At 44.5% G+C, this 18,846-nt stretch carries 14 protein-coding genes; 10 read left to right on the top strand and 4 right to left on the bottom strand.

Features of this window, described 5'->3' with window-relative positions; translation table 11 throughout:
• Nucleotides 1–7: 7 nt before the first annotated feature.
• On the bottom strand, nucleotides 8–3,043 hold the full coding sequence (locus R7Q09_RS04055; RefSeq protein ID WP_318070532.1) for an FAD-binding and (Fe-S)-binding domain-containing protein: 3,036 nt from the start codon (nucleotides 3,041–3,043) through the stop codon (nucleotides 8–10).
• A gap of 262 nt (nucleotides 3,044–3,305) precedes the next feature.
• Here R7Q09_RS04055 and R7Q09_RS04050 point away from each other — a divergent pair, with 262 nt between their 5' ends.
• The 7 genes from R7Q09_RS04050 (at nucleotide 3,306) to R7Q09_RS04020 (ending at nucleotide 9,291) form a co-directional block, all read left to right on the top strand.
• Nucleotides 3,306–3,986, top strand: a complete 681-nt coding sequence (locus tag R7Q09_RS04050; protein ID WP_005388843.1) for a DUF3334 family protein — start codon at nucleotides 3,306–3,308, stop codon at nucleotides 3,984–3,986.
• 208 nt (nucleotides 3,987–4,194) lie between these two features.
• Nucleotides 4,195–4,890, top strand: a complete 696-nt coding sequence (locus tag R7Q09_RS04045) for a DUF2786 domain-containing protein (RefSeq protein ID WP_005377954.1) — start codon at nucleotides 4,195–4,197, stop codon at nucleotides 4,888–4,890.
• Between the two features lie 217 nt (nucleotides 4,891–5,107).
• Complete coding sequence (locus R7Q09_RS04040) at nucleotides 5,108–5,767, top strand: OmpA family protein (protein ID WP_005377956.1); 660 nt, start codon at nucleotides 5,108–5,110, stop codon at nucleotides 5,765–5,767.
• 76 nt (nucleotides 5,768–5,843) lie between these two features.
• A complete protein-coding gene (locus R7Q09_RS04035; protein ID WP_182039660.1) occupies nucleotides 5,844–6,818 on the top strand; it encodes a J domain-containing protein in 975 nt (324 codons plus the stop codon).
• Nucleotides 6,819–6,995: 177 nt separating this feature from the next.
• On the top strand, nucleotides 6,996–7,178 hold the full coding sequence (locus tag R7Q09_RS04030) for a hypothetical protein (protein ID WP_005377960.1): 183 nt from the start codon (nucleotides 6,996–6,998) through the stop codon (nucleotides 7,176–7,178).
• 412 nt (nucleotides 7,179–7,590) lie between these two features.
• Entirely contained in the window at nucleotides 7,591–7,983 is a 393-nt protein-coding gene (locus tag R7Q09_RS04025) for a SulA-like leucine-rich domain-containing protein (protein ID WP_130546007.1), read from the top strand.
• Between the two features lie 204 nt (nucleotides 7,984–8,187).
• Nucleotides 8,188–9,291 carry a phosphoribosylaminoimidazolesuccinocarboxamide synthase gene (locus R7Q09_RS04020; protein WP_318070531.1) on the top strand — a complete coding sequence of 368 codons (1,104 nt, stop codon included), beginning with the start codon at nucleotides 8,188–8,190 and terminating at the stop codon, nucleotides 9,289–9,291.
• 78 nt (nucleotides 9,292–9,369) lie between these two features.
• On the opposite strand, the gene R7Q09_RS04015 is transcribed toward R7Q09_RS04020, so the two are convergent.
• The 3 genes from R7Q09_RS04015 to R7Q09_RS04005 all read right to left on the bottom strand — a co-directional run bounded on the left by R7Q09_RS04015 (nucleotide 9,370) and on the right by R7Q09_RS04005 (nucleotide 14,394).
• Entirely contained in the window at nucleotides 9,370–11,043 is a 1,674-nt protein-coding gene (locus tag R7Q09_RS04015; protein WP_262638482.1) for an alkaline phosphatase D family protein, read from the bottom strand.
• Nucleotides 11,044–11,373: 330 nt separating this feature from the next.
• Nucleotides 11,374–11,751 (bottom strand): hypothetical protein, encoded by a 378-nt coding sequence (locus tag R7Q09_RS04010; RefSeq protein WP_005388859.1) that lies wholly within the window; start codon nucleotides 11,749–11,751, stop codon nucleotides 11,374–11,376.
• A 288-nt stretch (nucleotides 11,752–12,039) separates the two neighbouring features.
• Nucleotides 12,040–14,394, bottom strand: a complete 2,355-nt coding sequence (locus R7Q09_RS04005) for a helicase-related protein (RefSeq protein WP_318070530.1) — start codon at nucleotides 14,392–14,394, stop codon at nucleotides 12,040–12,042.
• A gap of 213 nt (nucleotides 14,395–14,607) precedes the next feature.
• Here R7Q09_RS04005 and R7Q09_RS04000 point away from each other — a divergent pair, with 213 nt between their 5' ends.
• The 3 genes from R7Q09_RS04000 to R7Q09_RS03990 all read left to right on the top strand — a co-directional run bounded on the left by R7Q09_RS04000 (nucleotide 14,608) and on the right by R7Q09_RS03990 (nucleotide 18,775).
• Nucleotides 14,608–16,296: an NAD-dependent malic enzyme gene (locus tag R7Q09_RS04000; RefSeq protein WP_005377977.1), complete on the top strand. Its 1,689-nt coding sequence runs from the start codon at nucleotides 14,608–14,610 to the stop codon at nucleotides 16,294–16,296.
• A 154-nt stretch (nucleotides 16,297–16,450) separates the two neighbouring features.
• Nucleotides 16,451–17,185, top strand: coding sequence for a vancomycin high temperature exclusion protein (locus R7Q09_RS03995; RefSeq protein ID WP_005388862.1), 735 nt, complete (start codon nucleotides 16,451–16,453; stop codon nucleotides 17,183–17,185).
• Nucleotides 17,186–17,404: 219 nt separating this feature from the next.
• Nucleotides 17,405–18,775 (top strand): DASS family sodium-coupled anion symporter, encoded by a 1,371-nt coding sequence (locus R7Q09_RS03990; protein ID WP_318070529.1) that lies wholly within the window; start codon nucleotides 17,405–17,407, stop codon nucleotides 18,773–18,775.
• The last annotated feature ends 71 nt before the right edge of the window (nucleotides 18,776–18,846 follow it).

The raw sequence follows: 18,846 nt of genomic DNA, 5'->3' as shown, positions 1-18,846 counted from the left end.
AGTCCGATTACAACAAAGTTAACAATGCCTGAACGGGATGCTTGGGCTTCGTTCCTTCAAAGCGTTTCACTTGGCTGCGGCAAGAATAGCCTGTAATCAAACATCTCTCGCTATCCAACTTATCTAAGCTTGGCTTCCAGCTTAAATTGTAAATGTCTTTCGACATCGACAACTTATCAACCTCATGACCAAACGTACCCGCCATACCACAACAACCAACAGGTACCGTATTCAAAACTGCACCAAAGTGAGCAAAAATAGCGCCCCACTCTTTTTCCGCATTTGGCATTTTGGTTTTTTCAGTACAGTGCGCAAACAGATACCAAGGTTCCTGCGCCTTATGCTCTCCGCTTTCAAACGCTTCTAGTCTTGGGTAAAGCCATTCGTGGGCTGTTAGTACATCGAAATTACCTCGCTTACTGCCAAGCACTTCAGCGTATTCATCTCGATAACACAGCACCAAAGCAGGATCGACGCCAACTAATGGGATATCCAAATCCGCTACCATCGCCAAGAACTTCGCTGTGTCGGCTGCTGTGTCCTTAAACTGACGTAAAAACCCTTTAATGTGTTGTGCTTTACCATTCGGCTTAAACGGCAGAAGCACCGGATTCATACCCAGCTTTTTCAATAACTTAACGAAGTCTTCAACGACATCAGCGTCGTAGTAACTAGTGAATGGGTCTTGAACAATTAAAACATGCTTGCTCTTTTCAGACGAAGACAAACCACTGAGCGCTTGCAGATCATAAGGCGTTGTCAGCGACTCTACTCGTTGTTTCAAGGTGGGTACTGATAACAACGGCGCATCGACATACCCGACCGTAGATGCCGTTAAACTTTTCACCCACGACTGCTTCAAAACACCATTTACGACACCTGGCGCTTTCGCCATCATCGGCAGCATAGTCTCAATGTTCGCAACCAGATAGTCTTTTGCAGGACGTTGGTAACGAGAGTGATAGATGTTTAAAAAGCGCGAGCGAAAGCTCGGAACATCGACTTTAATCGGACACTGACTCGCACACGCTTTACACGCCAAACAACCATTCATCGCTTCATACACTTCGTGAGAGAAGTCATACTCGTGACGACGATTGATAGAATGACGTACGCGGTCAATCATGGTTTTGATTGATGTTTTGTTTTCTAGTGTTTGCTTTTCTAAGTCAAGAATATCAATGCCTTGCTCAGTGAGCTGACGCAACCACTCGCGAACCAAACCCGCACGACCTTTCGGTGAATGACGACGATCGGCTGTTACTTTCATCGATGGACACATTGGCGAGCTAGTATCGTAGTTAAAACACAAACCGTTACCGTTACATTCCATCGCTTGTTTAAAGCTGTCACGTACTTGAACGTCAATCTGACGGTCATAGTAACCACGTTTGGTATCGGTAACTTTTACAAGCTCTGCATCACTATCCAGCGGTGTACAGATTTTGCCCGGGTTCATTTTGTTGTGTGGATCGAATGCCGCTTTCACACGTCTCAGTTCAGTAAACAACTCGTTGCCGAAAAACTCAGGGCCATATTCTGAACGGAAACCTTTGCCGTGTTCACCCCACATCAAACCGCCGTATTTCGCCACCAGCTTGACCACTTCATCAGAAACTTCGTGCATCAATGCTTCTTGGTGCGGGTCACACAAATCCAACGCAGGACGTACGTGAAGCACCCCAGCATCGACGTGACCAAACATGCCGTAATTCAGAGACTTGCTGTCTAACAGTTCTCGAAACTCTACAATGAAGTCCGCCAGGTTTTCTGGTGGCACACAGGTATCTTCAGCGAATGCGACCGGTTTAGCACGACCTTTTGCTGCGCCTAACAAACCCACCGCTTTTTTACGCATGTTGTAAATACGCCCAATGCTAGCTACATCGTTACAAACTTGGTAGCCGATAATTCCCGCTTCTTCTGTTTCCAACATGGTATCGAGCTTGGCGGTCAATGCTGCAACCTGAGCAGCAACTTCCTCTTCGTCCTGACCTGCGTATTCCACCATATTGATGCCAAGCATCTCTTTATTTGGAACATCGGTAAGTAAATCGCTCACGGTGTGCCAAACGATATCTTGCTTTGCTAGATTAAGCACTTTTGAGTCAACGGTTTCTACAGACAGCGCTTTCGCTTCTACCATAAACGGTGCATTACGCAGTGCAGAATCAAAGCTGTTGTATTTAACGTTAACCAACGTACGCGCTTTCGGAATTGGCGTCAGGTTCAGCTTTGCTTCGGTAATAAATGCCAATGAACCTTCCGCGCCGCAAAGTACTCGTGTGATATCGAAACGGTCACCGTCTTCATTCAAGGCATTTTTTAAATCGTAGCCCGTTAAAAATCGGTTGAGCGGAGGAAATTTATCCACGATCTGCTGGCGTTTTTCACGACATACGGATTCCGTTACACGTAGCGCCTTGGCAGCAAACTCGCCTTCTTTTGGGTAACCATGAGACAAGTCCGACTCTAAAATTGAACCATCAGCAAACACCGCTTGTAGCGACAAAACATGATCGGATGTTTTTCCGTATTTCAGAGAACCTTGACCAGAAGCATCGGTGTTGACCATGCCGCCAATCGTTGCACGGTTACTGGTAGATAAGTCTGGAGAGAAGAAGTAGCCATAAGGGCGAACAGCGTCATTTAACTGGTCTTTCACTACACCAGTTTGTACACGAACCCAGCCTTCTTTCTCATTAATCTCAAGCACTTTGTTCATGTGGCGAGACATATCCACCACAATACCTTTGGTTAGCGACTGACCATTGGTCCCTGTGCCACCACCACGAGGTGAAAAGGTAATTCGTTCGTACTTTTCTTTATTGCTCAGTTTCCCGAGGAGAGAAACATCTTCTGTCGTTTTGGGATGAACGACAGACTGAGGAAGTTGCTGGTAAACACTGTTGTCAGTGGCAACCGCTAGTCGGCTTGAATATTGGCTTTCGATATCACCAGTGAATCCGGCGTGCTCAAGCTCTTTCAGAAAACTAAGAACAAGAGGATCGACATCAGTTTGCGAGTGTAATCTTGGTAACATTTGCTTCCTGCCCCTACGACGCTGATCCGATCAGCTGCGGGTTGTGTAATTATTTGCTCACTTCTCATACAAATTGGCGCTAAGCGAAAAAAACACCACAAAAGAGTTAGTGAAGTAATATTCTTTGAATTTCGTCACTTTACAACATTTAAAAAGACGAGCAAATCAGAATCTCGATACAATAATTAAACTTATGCTTTATTTTTTCACGCTTGATGCCTTACATTGGGGAACGAATCGCGTTTCTAGATGAGTTTTCAGAATGAAAAAAAATAAAATTGTGACCACTGAAGATATCCTTCTCAAACTTTGCCAGTCTGTTTCTGGCGTACTTACTTCGGCGACATCTTCTCAAGTAAATTATTCAGCAATGGTGCAAAAAATCCACAAGACTAGCCTCAAACCAGATTTTGGCTGTTTTGTTCTGTTTGATGGCGGATTTACCGGGCTAGTTGTGATTAATTTTACGGCAAAAGCCGCACTGGAGATCTACACCAACTACATGCGTAATATGGGCATGCCAGAAGAAGAACTGGCAATATCTCATACTTCTGACGAGGTAGGCGATGTTCTGGGTGAACTCATGAATCAACTGGTCGGAGACTTCACTAATAAAATTCGTAAAGACCTGCAAACGAACATCACACAAAACCAACCAAAAATGCTGGCGCTGAATAAGCAAGTTATCTTACAAGTTGATACCAACCTTGACCGCCCTCAAGCGCGCAGAGTGACGTTCTCCACCGAAAACAACAATATTTTCTATCTCGAGCTAGCAATGGATAAAACTGAGTTCATCCAACTGGAAGAGTTTGAAGTTGCTGAAGACGAAAACCCAGACGACATTTTAGAGGCAACACGTAAACAGTTGGCTGAGAAAGAATCTAAATCGTCGGGATCAAACGATGATGCCGATGACTTGCTCAACCAGCTCGGGTTGTAATTCTAACGAATCTTAATGAAGAATGGCTTCTTAGACACAAGTACGACTTCATACTGATTACGACGAACTAAAACGCCAGCCTCGCTTAATGCGAGGCTTCTTTTTATGTGCTGAAATTATCTTCAGTCCCACCTTGTATTTCGTTTTTATGTCAAAAAAGGTAATATGTCTGACTTCATAAATTTTCTGCTTTCGTTACTGGTTGTCGATGGATAAACAAAAAGCTCTGAAAAAAATCGCCAAGTGCTTAGAACTGGGCAATTCCGCTAATGTTAATGAGGCTGCCAATGCTATCAAAATGGCACATCGCCTCATGCTTAAATATGGTCTCGATAAAGACGATATTGAGTTCATCAGAATGGGAAAAACACAATCTTCTCATCTGCTACCAGCGAACATCAGTTCTACCATATTGCGAGTGATTCGCGGCATTAACACAAAATTCGGTGTCGAAGCAGTATTGTTGAATCACAAAGGGCTCAAACGTGTCGAATTTATCGGTGAAGCAGATCGCGCTATTTTTGCTGCATTTGCTTTCGATATTGTTTATCGCGAGATGAACGAAAGTACCGGACAATTCCGAAACAGCTTTGCTGGCACCGGCACCTCTTCTCAGGAAGTGACTCGCCGTGTGAACTCATTTGTATCTGGCTGGGTGGAAGGCGCGATTGAAAAATTGCCAATTATTTCTCCAGATGAAGAGTCGGCCAATAAAATTAATGACTATATTGATAAAGAATTCCAAAACATTGACCGCGAAACGTTCAAGAAGCAATTGAAAGAAGCAATGAAAAACCTAACTGAAGACTACGAAGTGGGCTTAAAGAAAGGTAGAAAGGTTTCAGTTAACCGTGGAGTGGGCGGCGAACAAGCACGCAAAATGTTGGGCGATTCATCGAAATAGCCAGAATAGTAAAGGATTCACATAAGCAGCAATGACTTCGATGTCGATGGGGCTTACTTTGAGAGCTTTGGCAGTATTGGTAGGAATTTTCTTACAGAAACTCTTATCAATCTTACTTTCTCATAACAAATATTAATGCTTGTTTATTCATAATTCGCATCCCATTATGAGGCATGGTTTCGCCTCAGTTTTATACGGAGATTTTCCCTTGAAAAAGATGCCTATTGCACTAGCTCTAGTGCTAGCTCTTACTGGCTGTCAAGCCACTCAACGCCAAAATGCAACAACGGGTGAATACGAAACTAACTCCACCACGCAAGGCGCGCTTATTGGTGCGATCGCTGGCGCAGCAATCGGCCTAGCAACGGGTGATGATGCTAAAGAACGTCGTCAGCATGCACTCATTGGTGCAGCCGCAGGCGGAGCGACTGGCGCTGGCGTTGGTTACTACTTTGACCAACAAGAAGCGGAGTTACGTCGCGCTTTGCTAAACTCTGGCGTACAAGTTCAGCGTGTTGGTGAAAATCAGCTTTTACTGCGTATGGAAAACGGTATCGGCTTCTCTTCAAGCTCTTACCAGCTTGATGCTAGCATCCATAATACTCTACGTGGTGTTGCTCGCATCCTAGTTGAGTACCCAGATACCAGTCTCGTTATTGACGGTTACACGGATAGCACAGGCAGTGAGTCATACAACCAAACGTTGTCAGAGCGCCGTGCAGAGTCCGTACGTCAATTCCTAGTATCTCAAAACGTTGCACCTGGTCGTGCAATTGCACGCGGCTACGGCGAACGTAACCCAATTTGCTCAAACCAAACTTCTGAAGGTCGTGCGTGCAACCGTCGTGTTGAAATCCAGATCTTGCCACTGAAGTAATTTGGTTGCACCATAACGGTAATAATAAAAAATTACCGGAGCAGGCCTAACCATTATCGTTAGGCCTGACATATTAATGTCTGTCAAAACGTCTGCCCTACTCTGCTTATTTAGCCTCAGCTTTTCTGGCTACTCACTTGCCTCTCGAGCTCCAAATGACCCCATCGAACAATACGAGTACGCACAACAATTATTGGCATCAAACGAAGCTGAAGCCTCACCAGAAACGCGTTACTGGCTAGAGCAATCCGCCAACCAAGGTTACCTCCCTGCGCAAAAACAGCTCGCGAACGACTTTGCTAAAGGGATAAATGGCGAAAAAAATGAAACACAAGCGTTATATTGGCTAACCTCTATCGCACTCAATGACCCAACCGATCGGGGCTTTCTTCTCGCTAACTTTATTCAGCGCAATCAAGATAAGGTCACAGCATCTCAATTGACTGAAGCTTTGTATCAAATGGCTTCTCAGCATAATCCAGCAGCAGAACAGGCTTATAATCAACTGTTAGAGCAGCGCTTCAACCAACTGCGAGCTAAACAAGTCTCGCAAATAAAGTCGCTCGATAAAAAGGCGGAGCAAGCACAGGAAGAGAAAAGCACAGTTGCAAACCCCAAAGTAGAACACTCGCCGTTTCTATGGCTGATTTGGCTAGCGGCGATACTCATCATCAGCGGCTTAAGTTTCCTCGTGATCAAAAAACTCAAGCAGAATAGAAAAGCGCGTGAAGCCAAAGGGGAAAGCCAAAATCAACGAATGGCGGAAAAAATAAAAGAGCTAGAGTTTACGAACAAGCAGCTGAAGCGTCAGTTAGAGAAAGTATTCAGAGAATTTAAGAAATCCAAAACTCAGGCAGAAAACCATAAGCTAAGCGTCGCGTGTGCTATGTTTGGCTACACACCACAAACCATCCCTGATTTACAGGCAATCAAGCTACGCTATAGACAGTTATCAAAGCTTTATCATCCTGACACAAGGGGCAGTGAAGAAGAAATGAAGCGACTCAATCATGCCTTTAAGCTCGTCTCACAAAATGTTACAAAACAGTAAAAATAGGTCAGGATACTTTGGCTACCATGCTTTTATTCCCATATAATCAAACACCGCAATCGATCTCCCTCTCAAAGAAATTAACAGACATTTAACTTAAGTCGCGCTTTTATGCCATAATGCCCGGCGCAAAATAACACCTAACGACTCAAATTAATCTAGGTGGGGAGAAAATCAATGTTCACTGAAGAAGGCACCTGTGATTGGTGTAAAAAACCTAGTCTTGTAACTCGTCACGATTATTTAGATGGCAAGCACCACTACTCATGTAAAGCTTGTTACGATATGGCAAAAATCGACGTGCGCCTATTTAACCAAGGCGAATTGCAAATGCGCGAACGTTTGCAACGAGCGAGCTAAGCAAGACGGAATCAATGGAACAGATTTTCAAAAGCGCCTTTTATAAGGCGCTTTTTTGATCTCCCAAGCCTATTTCCAATCTCTATCTCGTATTCCCTCCTATCCTACATAGCATGTCGCATCGGTTATCAGCCCTCTTCCACTGTATACAAACCACTGTCCGTGAAAAACACCTGTATATACAGTAGTAAACCCCTGTATGTCTCTCGTCCAACTTTCTACTCACCTCACATTTTTAAATTGATGTTAGACATATCAGAAATGAAAAATAAACAAATAAATTCAATTACTTAAAGTAAAATTCTTTTATTTCCTTTTCAAAAAACCGCAAATAACTTTTGAGAAACTGGTTGATCAGGTCGCCAAAACAAACTACTGTATAGACATACAGCATGTATAAAGGAACAGTAAGATGCAGTTACAAAGTCAATCTCATACATACTCTCGTTACAACGTATTGGCACAAGCAACTAAGCCCATGGCCGTTTCGGATCAGCTTCTATCTAAGCTGGCTGTTTTATCGCAGCAGAAACAATGGATTTTGTTTACAGCAGACTGCCCTCGTCCAGACTTTGAACAACTCACTGCTTCTAATATTTGCTGTAAAAACATCATTCAGATGAAGCCGTCTCAACAGCTTTCTGAAGTGGAAATCGTGATTAAAGCTATTCAGTCTGGTAACGCTAGCGCTGTCGTCGCATCGAACAAGATTGCCCTAATGAATCAATCAATGCTTCGCGATATTGCTCAACGTTATCAGTGTGAAGTCTTTTTCGTCGAAGGCAGAGTTAATAAGTACCACTAACAAGATCGACGTTATCCATCCTGCATCTCGCCTCCTTTTTAAGGGGGCATTTTTTTGTATTAAAGAAAACAGGCAAACGTTTGCTTTTTCTCTGGCGAGTTAAAATAGTTCTGGTATGATGCCCACATTCGATTTATTCAGCGCCCACATTTTGCTGAATATCTTCTCTTTCTGACGTTTGATTAAGATGATAGGAATGTCGCAATGAGCCTTGCTAATCAAGTACTTGCCGTCAATGACGACCTGCCAATTCGCACCCATAAACCCGTTCATAGTGGAAAAGTTCGTTCAGTTTACTGGTTAACTGATGAAGACAGCGCCCGACTGATCAAAGAAAAAGGATACAATGTCGCGCCAGATGCGCCTTTGGCTATCATGGTGATTAGCGACCGAATCTCTGCGTTCGATTGTATTTGGCATGCTGAAGGTGGTCTTAATGGTGTCCCGGGTAAAGGGGCTGCGCTTAATGCGATTTCTAATCACTGGTTCAAACTGTTCAAAGAAAATGGCTTAGCAGATAGCCATATTCTAGACATTCCTCACCCTTTTGTTTGGATTGTACAAAAAGCCAAACCGGTAAAAATCGAAGCCATCTGCCGCAAATACATCACGGGTTCGATGTGGCGCGCTTACGCAAATGGCGAGCGCGAGTTTTGTGGAATCCAACTTCCTGAAGGGTTAGAAAAAGACAAAGCACTTCCAGAATTGCTAATGACCCCATCCACAAAAGGCATTCTAAAAGGCATTCCCGGTGTGCCAGAAGCGGATGACGTTAATATTACTCGTCAAAATATCGTAGACAACTACGAAGCATTTAACTTCTCAATTGCGGACGATATCGCACTCTACGAAAAACTGCTGAAAGAAGGCTTTAACGTTATCAGCCAAGCATTAGAAGCAATTGACCAAATCTTTGTCGATACCAAATTCGAATTTGGTTATGTTCATGATGCTGCTGGCAATGAAAAGCTGATTTACATGGATGAAGTGGGTACACCAGACTCGTCTCGTATATGGGATGCTAAAGAGTACCAAGCAGGTCACATCGTAGAGAACTCAAAAGAAGGTTTCCGCCAGTTCCTACTTAACCACTTCCCTGACCCAGATATCTTGCTAAATAAAGAACGTATGCCAGAGCGTGAAGCACTCGCTCGTGATAATGCTTTACCCGTCGAATCTTTGATGGCGATTTCGAGCACCTACATTGGTATTGCCGAGAAGATTACAGGCAAGCCGATTCATTTGAGTGAGAATCCGAAAGCGGAAATCATCGAAGTTCTGAGCAAAGAATACGGATTGATTGACTAGCACTGTCGCTAGATTGCTAAATGCTTTCCAATAAAAAGTCCGCACTAGCTTGCGGACTTTTTTCGTATTAGGCTCAGTTTAGCCGATATTTAACGTAGTGCCATCTGTTGTAGAGGCTGACTTGGTCGTCACCTGATATGTTTTGTCTTTAATCGTTGATACGAAATACCAGGTCGACTCTGCCTTGTCGGGCGTAAAAGTAACGCGCATAAAGCCACGCTGTTTGATGTCTGCCCACTGTAATTCTGACACTAAGTGCGGCAGCGTGTATTCCATTTGAGCGATCGCAACAGGGTCTAACGCGAGGTAGGCCTCTAACCCAGGGGAACTCACAGAGCTAGTCGCAAACTCTACCCCGATAGGATGCTTAGATACGTCTTTAAGCTCACTTGCCCATGCGTTGTGCGTATCTCCTGCCAAACAGACAAAGTTACCACTGCTGGCTTTGGCCAGTTGATAAACGTTCTCTCGCTCAACGTAGTAACCATCCCATGCATCTAGGTTATATGGCAAAGCAATGGTATCTAAACTTGGGTCAGAGAGATAACCCGTAATCGCAGAGTTTACCGCTAATAACGCCTCTGTTTTTTGTTCTTCAGTGGCAGTAAACAATTGAAACATCGCGGTCATAACCGAACTTGGCAACTCCATACGAGACATTAACACTTGTTGCCCTAGCACATTCCAAGTTGCGTCGTGCGTACTGAACGCATCCATCAGCCAAGCGAGTTGGTCAGCGCCTAACAGCTCTCGGTCTTGACTGCGCGACTGGGCAACTAAACCGCCAATAGCTTCCATCGTTGGTGAGCTGAGCGAGAAATAATCCAACGGTTTATCACGCCCCACAAGTCGCGTGTCGAGCATCATCAAATTGACTAAACTTCCAAACGAAAACTGACGGTAAATCAGCATGTTTGAGAAAGTGTTTTCACGAACGGGCAACCATTCTGTCCACGCGGCAGCCGCAGATGCACGACGATCATTAAAACTGCCTTCCTCTTCTTGATGGTTTTCCGCACCATTTTTCCAAGTATCATTTGCAAGCTCATGGTCATCCCAGACAGCAATCATTGGTAGGCTCGCATGTAACGCTTGCAGATCAGCATCTTGGCGATATTGCGCATACCGTTTTCGGTAATCATCTAAGGTAATACATTCAGTGCCTTTGCTTGGCTCTCGCCCTAGTGCCTCAGCATCTTCACTAGCGTAGCCACCAGCACCATACTCATAAATGTAATCACCGAGATGAAGCACCACATCAAACGGGTCTTGCTCATGTTGATTTAAAATCTCTCGATACACATGGAAATAGCCAGCAGGATAGTTTGCACAAGAAACAACCGCCATGGATGCCTTTTCTACACCATCCTCTGGTAATGTTTGAGTTTGCCCGACTTCGCTAGTGACATCTCCAACCATGAATCGATAGTAGTAGCGAGAATTTGCGTTGAGATTTTGAACATCGATTTTTACCGTGAAATCTCGGCTCGTGTCTGTGGCAAAAGTGCCACTTTGCACGATATCAGTAAAATTTTCGTTAGATGAAACTTGCCAGCTTACATCTGCGTAGCTTGCTGAGGTCGTAACACGAGTCCAAATGATTACTTGTGTTTGAGTAGGATCTCCACTCGCCACTCCGTGCTCAAAGGTAACCGCAACAGATTCACTAGCATCGCTACCACAGCCCACCAGCCCGGTAACAATCGCCGTTGAAGAGGCAGCTTTCATAAAGTCTCGACGAGACAAAGACATATTGACTTCCTTTCTTATTGTGTTTGTTTTTATGCCCAAATGACGTGGTGACTCGATCATCCTTGTATGCCAATAAGGGACGTTAATTCGAACTTACAGTACCAACCACTTAGTCGGTAATTTGTCCTAAAAACACAAAGTTAGAAGCTAGTTATGACAATTGCATTTCCAAACGTTACATTTTTGTTAATTTAAGTGCAAATACTCTATATTCATCACACTTCCTAAGACCTGTGACAAAAACCTCAAAATAAAAAAGCGACCTACTTTGAGGTCGCTTTTCATTGCACTATTGTTAAGTAGTACATCGATGAAGTGGAAATACTCAGCCTAAAACTTGATGTTAAGAACATCTTGTTCTGACGTGTCCACCTTCAACTGACTGCGAGATTCTATGTACTCGATTTGCTGAACATCGAGCGAATATGGCATAACGACTCGCAATTCATTGATCCCTTCATGTTTAGCTAGCTGGGTTAAGCGGACCAAATTGGATTCATCACTTTTACGAGAAGACATCGATTTTAATGCGGCATCCCACAACCGATCTTCAGGCTTGCGCAATTCCGCAATGTTCTGTTTCCACATCAAACCGAAAATAGGCGCGATGGTGGCAAATGCCTCTAAAAAGGTCCATTTTTTACTACCTGTCGCTCCTAAAAAGCTAGTGTAGTCGAATTCAATGCACGTCTTTCCTTGTTGATCCATTCTATGCCCCCGACACTCGAAAATGAGATATACCAAATATCGTTCAACTGTTTTGATATAGCAATGGGATATAAAACATTCGTCTTTTATGCCCTAATTTACATACAAAAGGAAATATTAAAACCAGCTTTGTAACAACTGATGTACAGCTTCGCCATATATAAGCATTCAATTGATTAATATTTCAATTAAGAAACTAAAAACAACACGCAAGTAACGCTATCAATATGAAATCATTATAGATTCACCAAGAAAATATCAATTCTTGTCACAACGTCATCCGCCGACCTACTTTACATCAATCACTCGACTGGCCTTTTTATACTGTATCTTCCAACCAGCCCAACGTGGCAGCTCCCAACGCTTCGGGTCTCCCTTACGGTTTCCCTCTCGATAAACGACCTGTACTAGCTTGCGAGACGCGTAATACTCAACATCCAGTTGGAGTTCTGGCAGCGAAAGTTCTAAAGGGTACTGCTCCGTGAAATCGTCGTATTCCCATTCTGGAACACCGTTAAATGTTAAGTCTTCCGGTTCAAACAACGCCATATCATCGACATTTTCAACGCCTAATGTTTCCAACTGATCCTTTAACCAGCTAGAAAATGTCAAGGAGGCCAAGTCGTTAACCTCTTCTCCTTCGACATTAAGGCCCAATGCGTTGTAGAGTTTCCAGTGTTGGATTTGTTGTTTTCTTTGAGAAGCAAATCCTGGTAACAGTGTCTCGTCTTCTATCATTTCGACAATAGACTGAACAGCAACATCACCTTTTAACGCTTGATGTTCAGTACAGATTGTTCGTCCGGCGTAGACCAAATGCATCGTTGCTCTTGGGGTCTCCTCTTCATAATTCGTCTCACCTTGTTGCCACTCCCCTAGCTCAAGTTCGCGTAATAATGTCAGCGGGATAGGCATCATAACCGATGCGAGGTTCAGTGTTTGCTTAACGCCTCGTCCTGGCACGCTATGGCTATCTAGCACGATGGCCGCTTCTTCTTTATCAGGAAAGCGGCTGTTACGCCCAACCAGCATCTCGACTACGCCATTTCCTAGAGCATCCCTTCGACGAGCTCGTCGGACAAACACAAGCTCAGGGTGCAATGAGGCGATGGAGAAAAAGAGCGCTTCACGTTTATATCGAGAGGCAACGTCAAGTTCCGGCAATTCAAACACTTCTCGCATTTGTTTCGCTAAACCTTGTGCCTCTTCGAGCGCGCTAGCATCAATGATAATGCCTGAGAGTTGCTCCCCCCGAACCAAACGGATCAGTAAAGAGGCATCACATCCGTATGGCTCATCTTGAGATAGAAGCTCAGCGACTTCACCACTTTGTCGCTGATAGAGCTGCGCAGGCACAGATAAGGCGGCAGCCAAATCAATCATTGCTTCCTTCTCTGGCTTCGCTTGAATTCTGGTAACGAGATCGGCAAACAGTGCATCAATAGGTAGTGGATATACTTTTCTCCCGTGCTGCGTGACATTGCCATCCTCATCAATCGCTTCCATGGATAACAACGTCGAATGAGATGCCTCTAGCGACTTTGGGGGAATTGAGTCGAGAAAATCGAGTGTTGAGAGACGGTACCCACAACAAGCCGCTGCCAGCATGGGCTCGACGAGCTCTTCTCTGTGTAATTCTGGAGGTGTCACCAACTCTAAAGGCGCGTGCTCACCATATAGACGAATACAAGCCCCTTCGGTAACGCGACCTGCTCGCCCCATTCGCTGCGCGGCACTGGCCTTAGAAATGTTGGTTAATGTCAGTGCTGTACGTCCATTTCGTTGTACAGTTCTGCGCTCTAAACCACTATCGATTACCACACGGATATTAGGAATGGTCAGAGAGGTTTCCGCGACGTTGGTTGCCAATACGACTTTCCGTTGCTTTTGTACCGTCAGCGCACGATGTCGTTCTTCATCACTGACCGAGGCATGAAGTTTAACCACCATGACATCACTGCTGCTTTGTAGCATCTGCGCGCATTGGGCGATCTCTTTACGTCCTGGGAGAAAAACAAGAATATCGCCATCTTCATCTTCCAGTGCTTCTTTTACCGATCCGACAACCTCCTGTTCACATCCCTTTTTGTTCGGTAAATAGCGGCTGTCTGTGGAACGATGTGTCACCGTGACTGGAAAGCAACGTCCCTCCGAACGCAGACGCTTAGCATTCAGGTAACGAGCAAGCTTTTCGCCTTCTAAGGTAGCAGAAGTGACGATCAATCGATGTTGATTTTCTTGCTTCAAAATGGCGGTTAATAGATCAATATCCCAACGTCGCTCGTGAAATTCGTCCACTATCACGACATCAAAGTCTGCTAGCTTGTTTTCCGAAAACCAACGCAGTGCAACCCCCGGAGTCACAAATACAACTTCGGTTTTTTCATCAAAGTAGGCATGAAGCTTGATCGCGTAACCGACTTTGCGACCTATTGGCTCTCCAGATTGCTCCGCAAGAAATTCAGCCAGCGAGGTACAAGCAATTCGACGTGGTTCAATAACCAGAACGCGTCCGTGTTTTGCCGCCCACATGGGCAAGCGGGTAGATTTACCCGACCCGGTTTCGGCTTCCACCACAAGATGGTTAAGGCTTACATGATGGTCAAACTCAGCTTGCAGGCTGTCGATAGGTAGTTGAAACATAGAAATTGGATTTGATTTGATGATGCAAAACATTATACCCAAGTAAAAAAATCCTGCTTTAGGTATCTCTAAACAACCAATATTGCCGATATTTTCGTCGGTATCTGAATTTTTTTGCGACATTACATTGATGTGCATCAACGCATGTTTACAACTAAATAGTGAACCCGTTAAAATTTGGTGCGCATCCTTCAACCCTACATAAGGCACCCAATGAACAACGATAAACGCCCACTATATATTCCATATGCGGGTCCGGCTCTTTTAGCAACCCCTCTTTTGAACAAAGGCAGTGCATTCTCTGCTGAAGAACGTAGTTCATTCAACTTAGAAGGTCTGCTTCCAGAGTCGACCGAAACTATCCAAGAGCAGGTGGAACGTGCCTACCAGCAATACAAAAGTTTCGAAAGCGATATGGATAAACACATTTATCTGCGTAATATCCAAGACACCAACGAAACATTGTATTACCGCCTAGTGCAAAATCACATTTCTGAGATGATGCCGATCATCTACACGCCGACTGTTGGCGCAGCATGTGAAAACTTCTCTAACATTTACCGTCGTGGTCGCGGTCTGTTCATTTCATACCCGAACCGTGACCGTATTGACGACTTGCTGAACAACGCAGCAAACCACAACGTTAAAGTGATTGTTGTGACAGATGGCGAACGTATCCTTGGCTTGGGTGACCAAGGTATCGGCGGCATGGGTATTCCTATCGGTAAACTGTCACTATATACCGCGTGTGGCGGTATCAGCCCTGCTTACACGCTACCAATCGTGCTTGATGTGGGTACCAATAACCCGCAACGCTTAGCTGATCCGATGTACATGGGTTGGCGTCATCCTCGTATTACGGGTGCAGAATACGATGCATTTGTAGAAGAGTTTATCCAAGCGGTACAGCGCCGTTGGCCTGATGCTTTGATCCAGTTCGAAGACTTTGCTCAGAAAAATGCGATGCCTCTTCTAGAGCGTTACAAAGACCGCGTGTGTTGTTTCAATGATGATATTCAGGGTACTGCTGCTGTTACTGTTGGCTCTCTACTTGCAGCTTGTAAAGCAGCAGGAACTCAGCTTTCTAAACAACGTATTACCTTCCTAGGCGCAGGGTCTGCTGGTTGTGGTATCGCAGAAGCGATCATCGCGCAAATGGTATCGGAAGGAATTTCTGACGAGCAAGCTCGCTCACAAGTTTACATGGTTGACCGTTGGGGTCTGTTACAAGAAGGCATGCCTAACCTTCTTGATTTCCAACAACGCTTGGTGCAAAAGCATACCAATACGAAAGAGTGGGAAAATGAAGGAAATGGCTTCTCACTACTCGATGTAATGCGTAACGCGAAGCCAACGGTACTAATTGGTGTTTCTGGTGCTCCTGGCCTATTTAGCCAAGAAGTCATCGAAGAAATGCATAAACACTGTAAGCGTCCGATTGTCTTCCCACTGTCGAACCCAACAAGCCGCGTGGAAGCGACACCGAACGACATCATTCGTTGGACAAATGGTGAAGCACTGGTTGCAACAGGTAGCCCATTTGAGCCAGTGGTTCATGAAGGTCGCACTTACCCTATTGCACAATGTAACAACAGCTACATCTTCCCAGGCATTGGCCTTGGTGTACTTGCTGTCAATGCAAAACGTGTCACTGACGAGATGCTAATGGAATCAAGCCGCGCGCTCGCAACATGTTCTCCTCTAGCAATCAACGGTCGTGGGGCTCTACTTCCACCACTGGAAGAAATCCACTTAGTGTCGAAAAAAATCGCATTCGCCGTTGGTAAAAAGGCAATTGAACAAGGTGTCGCATTAGAAATTACTGATGAAGCATTGAACGTGGCGATTGAACAGTCGTTCTGGCAACCTGTTTACCGCCGTTACAAACGCACTGCGTTCTAAGCTTGAGACAATTCGTTTAATAATTAGCCCCTACCATGTAGGGGCTTTTATTTTTTTATCATCCTAACCAGATTTTGGCATAAATGGGCTTCTCTCTTTTTGTTTCTATCAGATATGATGAGAACTACATTTTTAGTTAAGGATATAAAACGTTTTGTTGTTTTCTCGCATAAGATCAAAGTGGAAGCTGAAATTTTCCTGGAAGCGATTTGCTTTGATTTTGTCGATCTCTGCACTTAGTCTGCTTGTTTCTGTTATAGCCATCGACCGGTGGGTGGTTTTACAAGCCAAAGAGAGCATTTTCACTGAATACGAGCAAATCCCTCAACATGAGGTTGCCGTAGTTCTTGGTACCAGTAAATACATCGGAAAGATCCTCAACACTTACTACACTCATCGCATTAATGCGGCGATTGAGCTTTACAACCAAGGCAAAGTAAAACAGTTTTTATTGAGTGGTGATAACGCCCACCGTTCATACAACGAACCGTGGACAATGAAACGCGACTTACTTAAAGCAGGCGTGCCTGAAGAAGTGATTCACCTTGATTATGCTGGCTTTCGTACCTTAGATTCGATTGTACGAGCAAAAAAAATTTTTGCTTCGGAGCGATTTCTGATTGTGACTCAACGCTTTCACTGCGAACGCGCACTGTTCATCGCTGATGCTTACAGCATTGATGCGCAGTGTCTCGCGGTAGCAGGGCCGACGGCCAACAAGCAAAAAACATCGATGCGTGTTCGAGAACTGCTAGCCCGTGTGAAAGCGTTTTTAGACCTGTATATTATCAATACGCAGCCTAAGTTTCTTGGCCCTCAAGAACCTATCGTCGCAGTAAAAGAGCCAAATAAAGCAGCTAACGAGCCTCTTCAAGTCCCCGTCGAATAGGGGAATAACGTGGCTCACAAGCCTAGTAACATTTCTATAAAACAAATGGGTAGTTTTCTACCCATTTCCAATTCTCAACATCACACTTTCTAATTTGCTCTACGATTCAGGCAAAACTCTTTTTCGCATTCAAAGTAACATTTCATCAATAAATAACTACAAGTCAGTTACTTTGCCATAAAAAAACCGACAAAAGGCAATGCAAAAGGAGCACTACCCATGACCGCACTCGCTGTGACATTGAAGAATTGGTTCTTCACTCGCAACAGCATGATTTTGAACGCGAATATCCTATTGTTCATTATCTTGTTTAATACCTTACCCTTTGAACCACAAGTAGTAACCGGCCTGAGCATCTTAGTTTTTGTTGCTATTCTGTGGCTAACCGAAGCGATTCACGTCAGCATTACTGCGCTGCTCATACCACTACTTGCGGTATTTTTGGGTGTGTTCAACACTCAAGCCGCACTGAATAACTTTTCCAACTCCATCATTTTTCTATTTTTGGGTGGTTTTGCACTAGCTGCGGCTCTGCATAAACAAAAGTTAGATCAAGCTATTGCAGATAAAGTACTATTGCTGGCAAGAGGAAAAATGTCTGTCGCTGTATTCATGCTATTTGGTGTGAGTGCTGGCCTGTCAATGTGGATTTCAAACACCGCCACCGCTGCGATGATGTTACCGCTTGTGCTGGGTGTGATGACAAAGCTAGACGCCAAGAAAAACCACAACACCTTTTTGTTTGTTCTACTCGGCATCGCTTACAGTGCTTCAATTGGTGGTATTGCAACACTGGTTGGTAGCCCACCAAACGCAATTGCAGCAGCTGAAGTTGGCCTTAGCTTCACTGAATGGATAAAGTTTGGTGTACCTATTTCCCTAGTATTAATGCCAATCGCTATCCTCGTATTGTACACTATGACTAAGCCTGACCTTAGCCACAAGTTTGACCTTGACCATCAACCAGTCGAATGGACAAACGGCAAAATGATTACGTTGGCGATTTTCTTACTGACCGTGACGTTGTGGATATTCAGTAAGCCTATTAACGCTATGCTGGGTGGCTTCGCGAAGTTCGATACTCTTGTAGCTATTGGCGCCATCCTTCTACTTGGTGCTTCTCGCGCCGTCGAGTGGAAAGATATTGAGAAAACAACCGACTGGGGTGTGTTAATCCTATTTGGTGGTGGTATCTGTCTGAGTAACGTCCTAAAAGCAACCGGAACAAGCGTATTTTTGGCTCATAGCTTGTCAGGCTTCCTTGAGCAAGCCGGTATTCTCTTAACGATTCTTGCAGTGGTTGCTTTTGTTGTCTTCTTAACTGAGTTTGCGAGTAACACCGCCAGTGCTGCGCTACTTGTCCCTGTATTTGCGACCATTGCAGAAGCCTTAGGCATGTCTCCGGTTATTCTCTCTGCACTGATTGCCGTCGCTGCATCTTGTGCATTTATGTTACCTGTTGCAACACCTCCAAACGCGATTGTGTTCGGTACGGGTCATATCAAGCAAAAAGAAATGATGCGAATTGGTTTCGTATTAAACATTGCCTGTATTGCTGCACTAACGCTTTTCGCTTGGTTGTTCTGGTAAAAATAGTAAGTTCGATTAGCACTACACTGCTGCTCACGGTAATCGTATCGATAACCCAAACTTCCCCCCTA

The sequence above is a fragment of the Vibrio sp. 2130-1 genome (genome assembly GCF_033339515.1).
Note: the sequence above shows the minus strand (reverse complement) of the source record. Positions and strands in the feature narration are given on the sequence as shown.

Bases quoted from the DNA above. Each gene is read 5' to 3' on its own strand.
- R7Q09_RS04055 (WP_318070532.1), bottom strand. From the start codon at position 3,043: ATGTTACCAAGATTACACTCGCAAACTGATGTCGATCCTCTTGTTCTT.
- R7Q09_RS04050 (WP_005388843.1), top strand. From the start codon at position 3,306: ATGAAAAAAAATAAAATTGTGACCACTGAAGATATCCTTCTCAAACTT.
- R7Q09_RS04045 (WP_005377954.1), top strand. From the start codon at position 4,195: ATGGATAAACAAAAAGCTCTGAAAAAAATCGCCAAGTGCTTAGAACTG.
- R7Q09_RS04040 (WP_005377956.1), top strand. From the start codon at position 5,108: ATGCCTATTGCACTAGCTCTAGTGCTAGCTCTTACTGGCTGTCAAGCC.
- R7Q09_RS04035 (WP_182039660.1), top strand. From the start codon at position 5,844: ATGTCTGTCAAAACGTCTGCCCTACTCTGCTTATTTAGCCTCAGCTTT.
- R7Q09_RS04030 (WP_005377960.1), top strand. From the start codon at position 6,996: ATGTTCACTGAAGAAGGCACCTGTGATTGGTGTAAAAAACCTAGTCTT.
- R7Q09_RS04025 (WP_130546007.1), top strand. From the start codon at position 7,591: ATGCAGTTACAAAGTCAATCTCATACATACTCTCGTTACAACGTATTG.
- R7Q09_RS04020 (WP_318070531.1), top strand. From the start codon at position 8,188: ATGAGCCTTGCTAATCAAGTACTTGCCGTCAATGACGACCTGCCAATT.
- R7Q09_RS04015 (WP_262638482.1), bottom strand. From the start codon at position 11,043: ATGTCTTTGTCTCGTCGAGACTTTATGAAAGCTGCCTCTTCAACGGCG.
- R7Q09_RS04010 (WP_005388859.1), bottom strand. From the start codon at position 11,751: ATGGATCAACAAGGAAAGACGTGCATTGAATTCGACTACACTAGCTTT.
- R7Q09_RS04005 (WP_318070530.1), bottom strand. From the start codon at position 14,394: ATGTTTCAACTACCTATCGACAGCCTGCAAGCTGAGTTTGACCATCAT.
- R7Q09_RS04000 (WP_005377977.1), top strand. From the start codon at position 14,608: ATGAACAACGATAAACGCCCACTATATATTCCATATGCGGGTCCGGCT.
- R7Q09_RS03990 (WP_318070529.1), top strand. From the start codon at position 17,405: ATGACCGCACTCGCTGTGACATTGAAGAATTGGTTCTTCACTCGCAAC.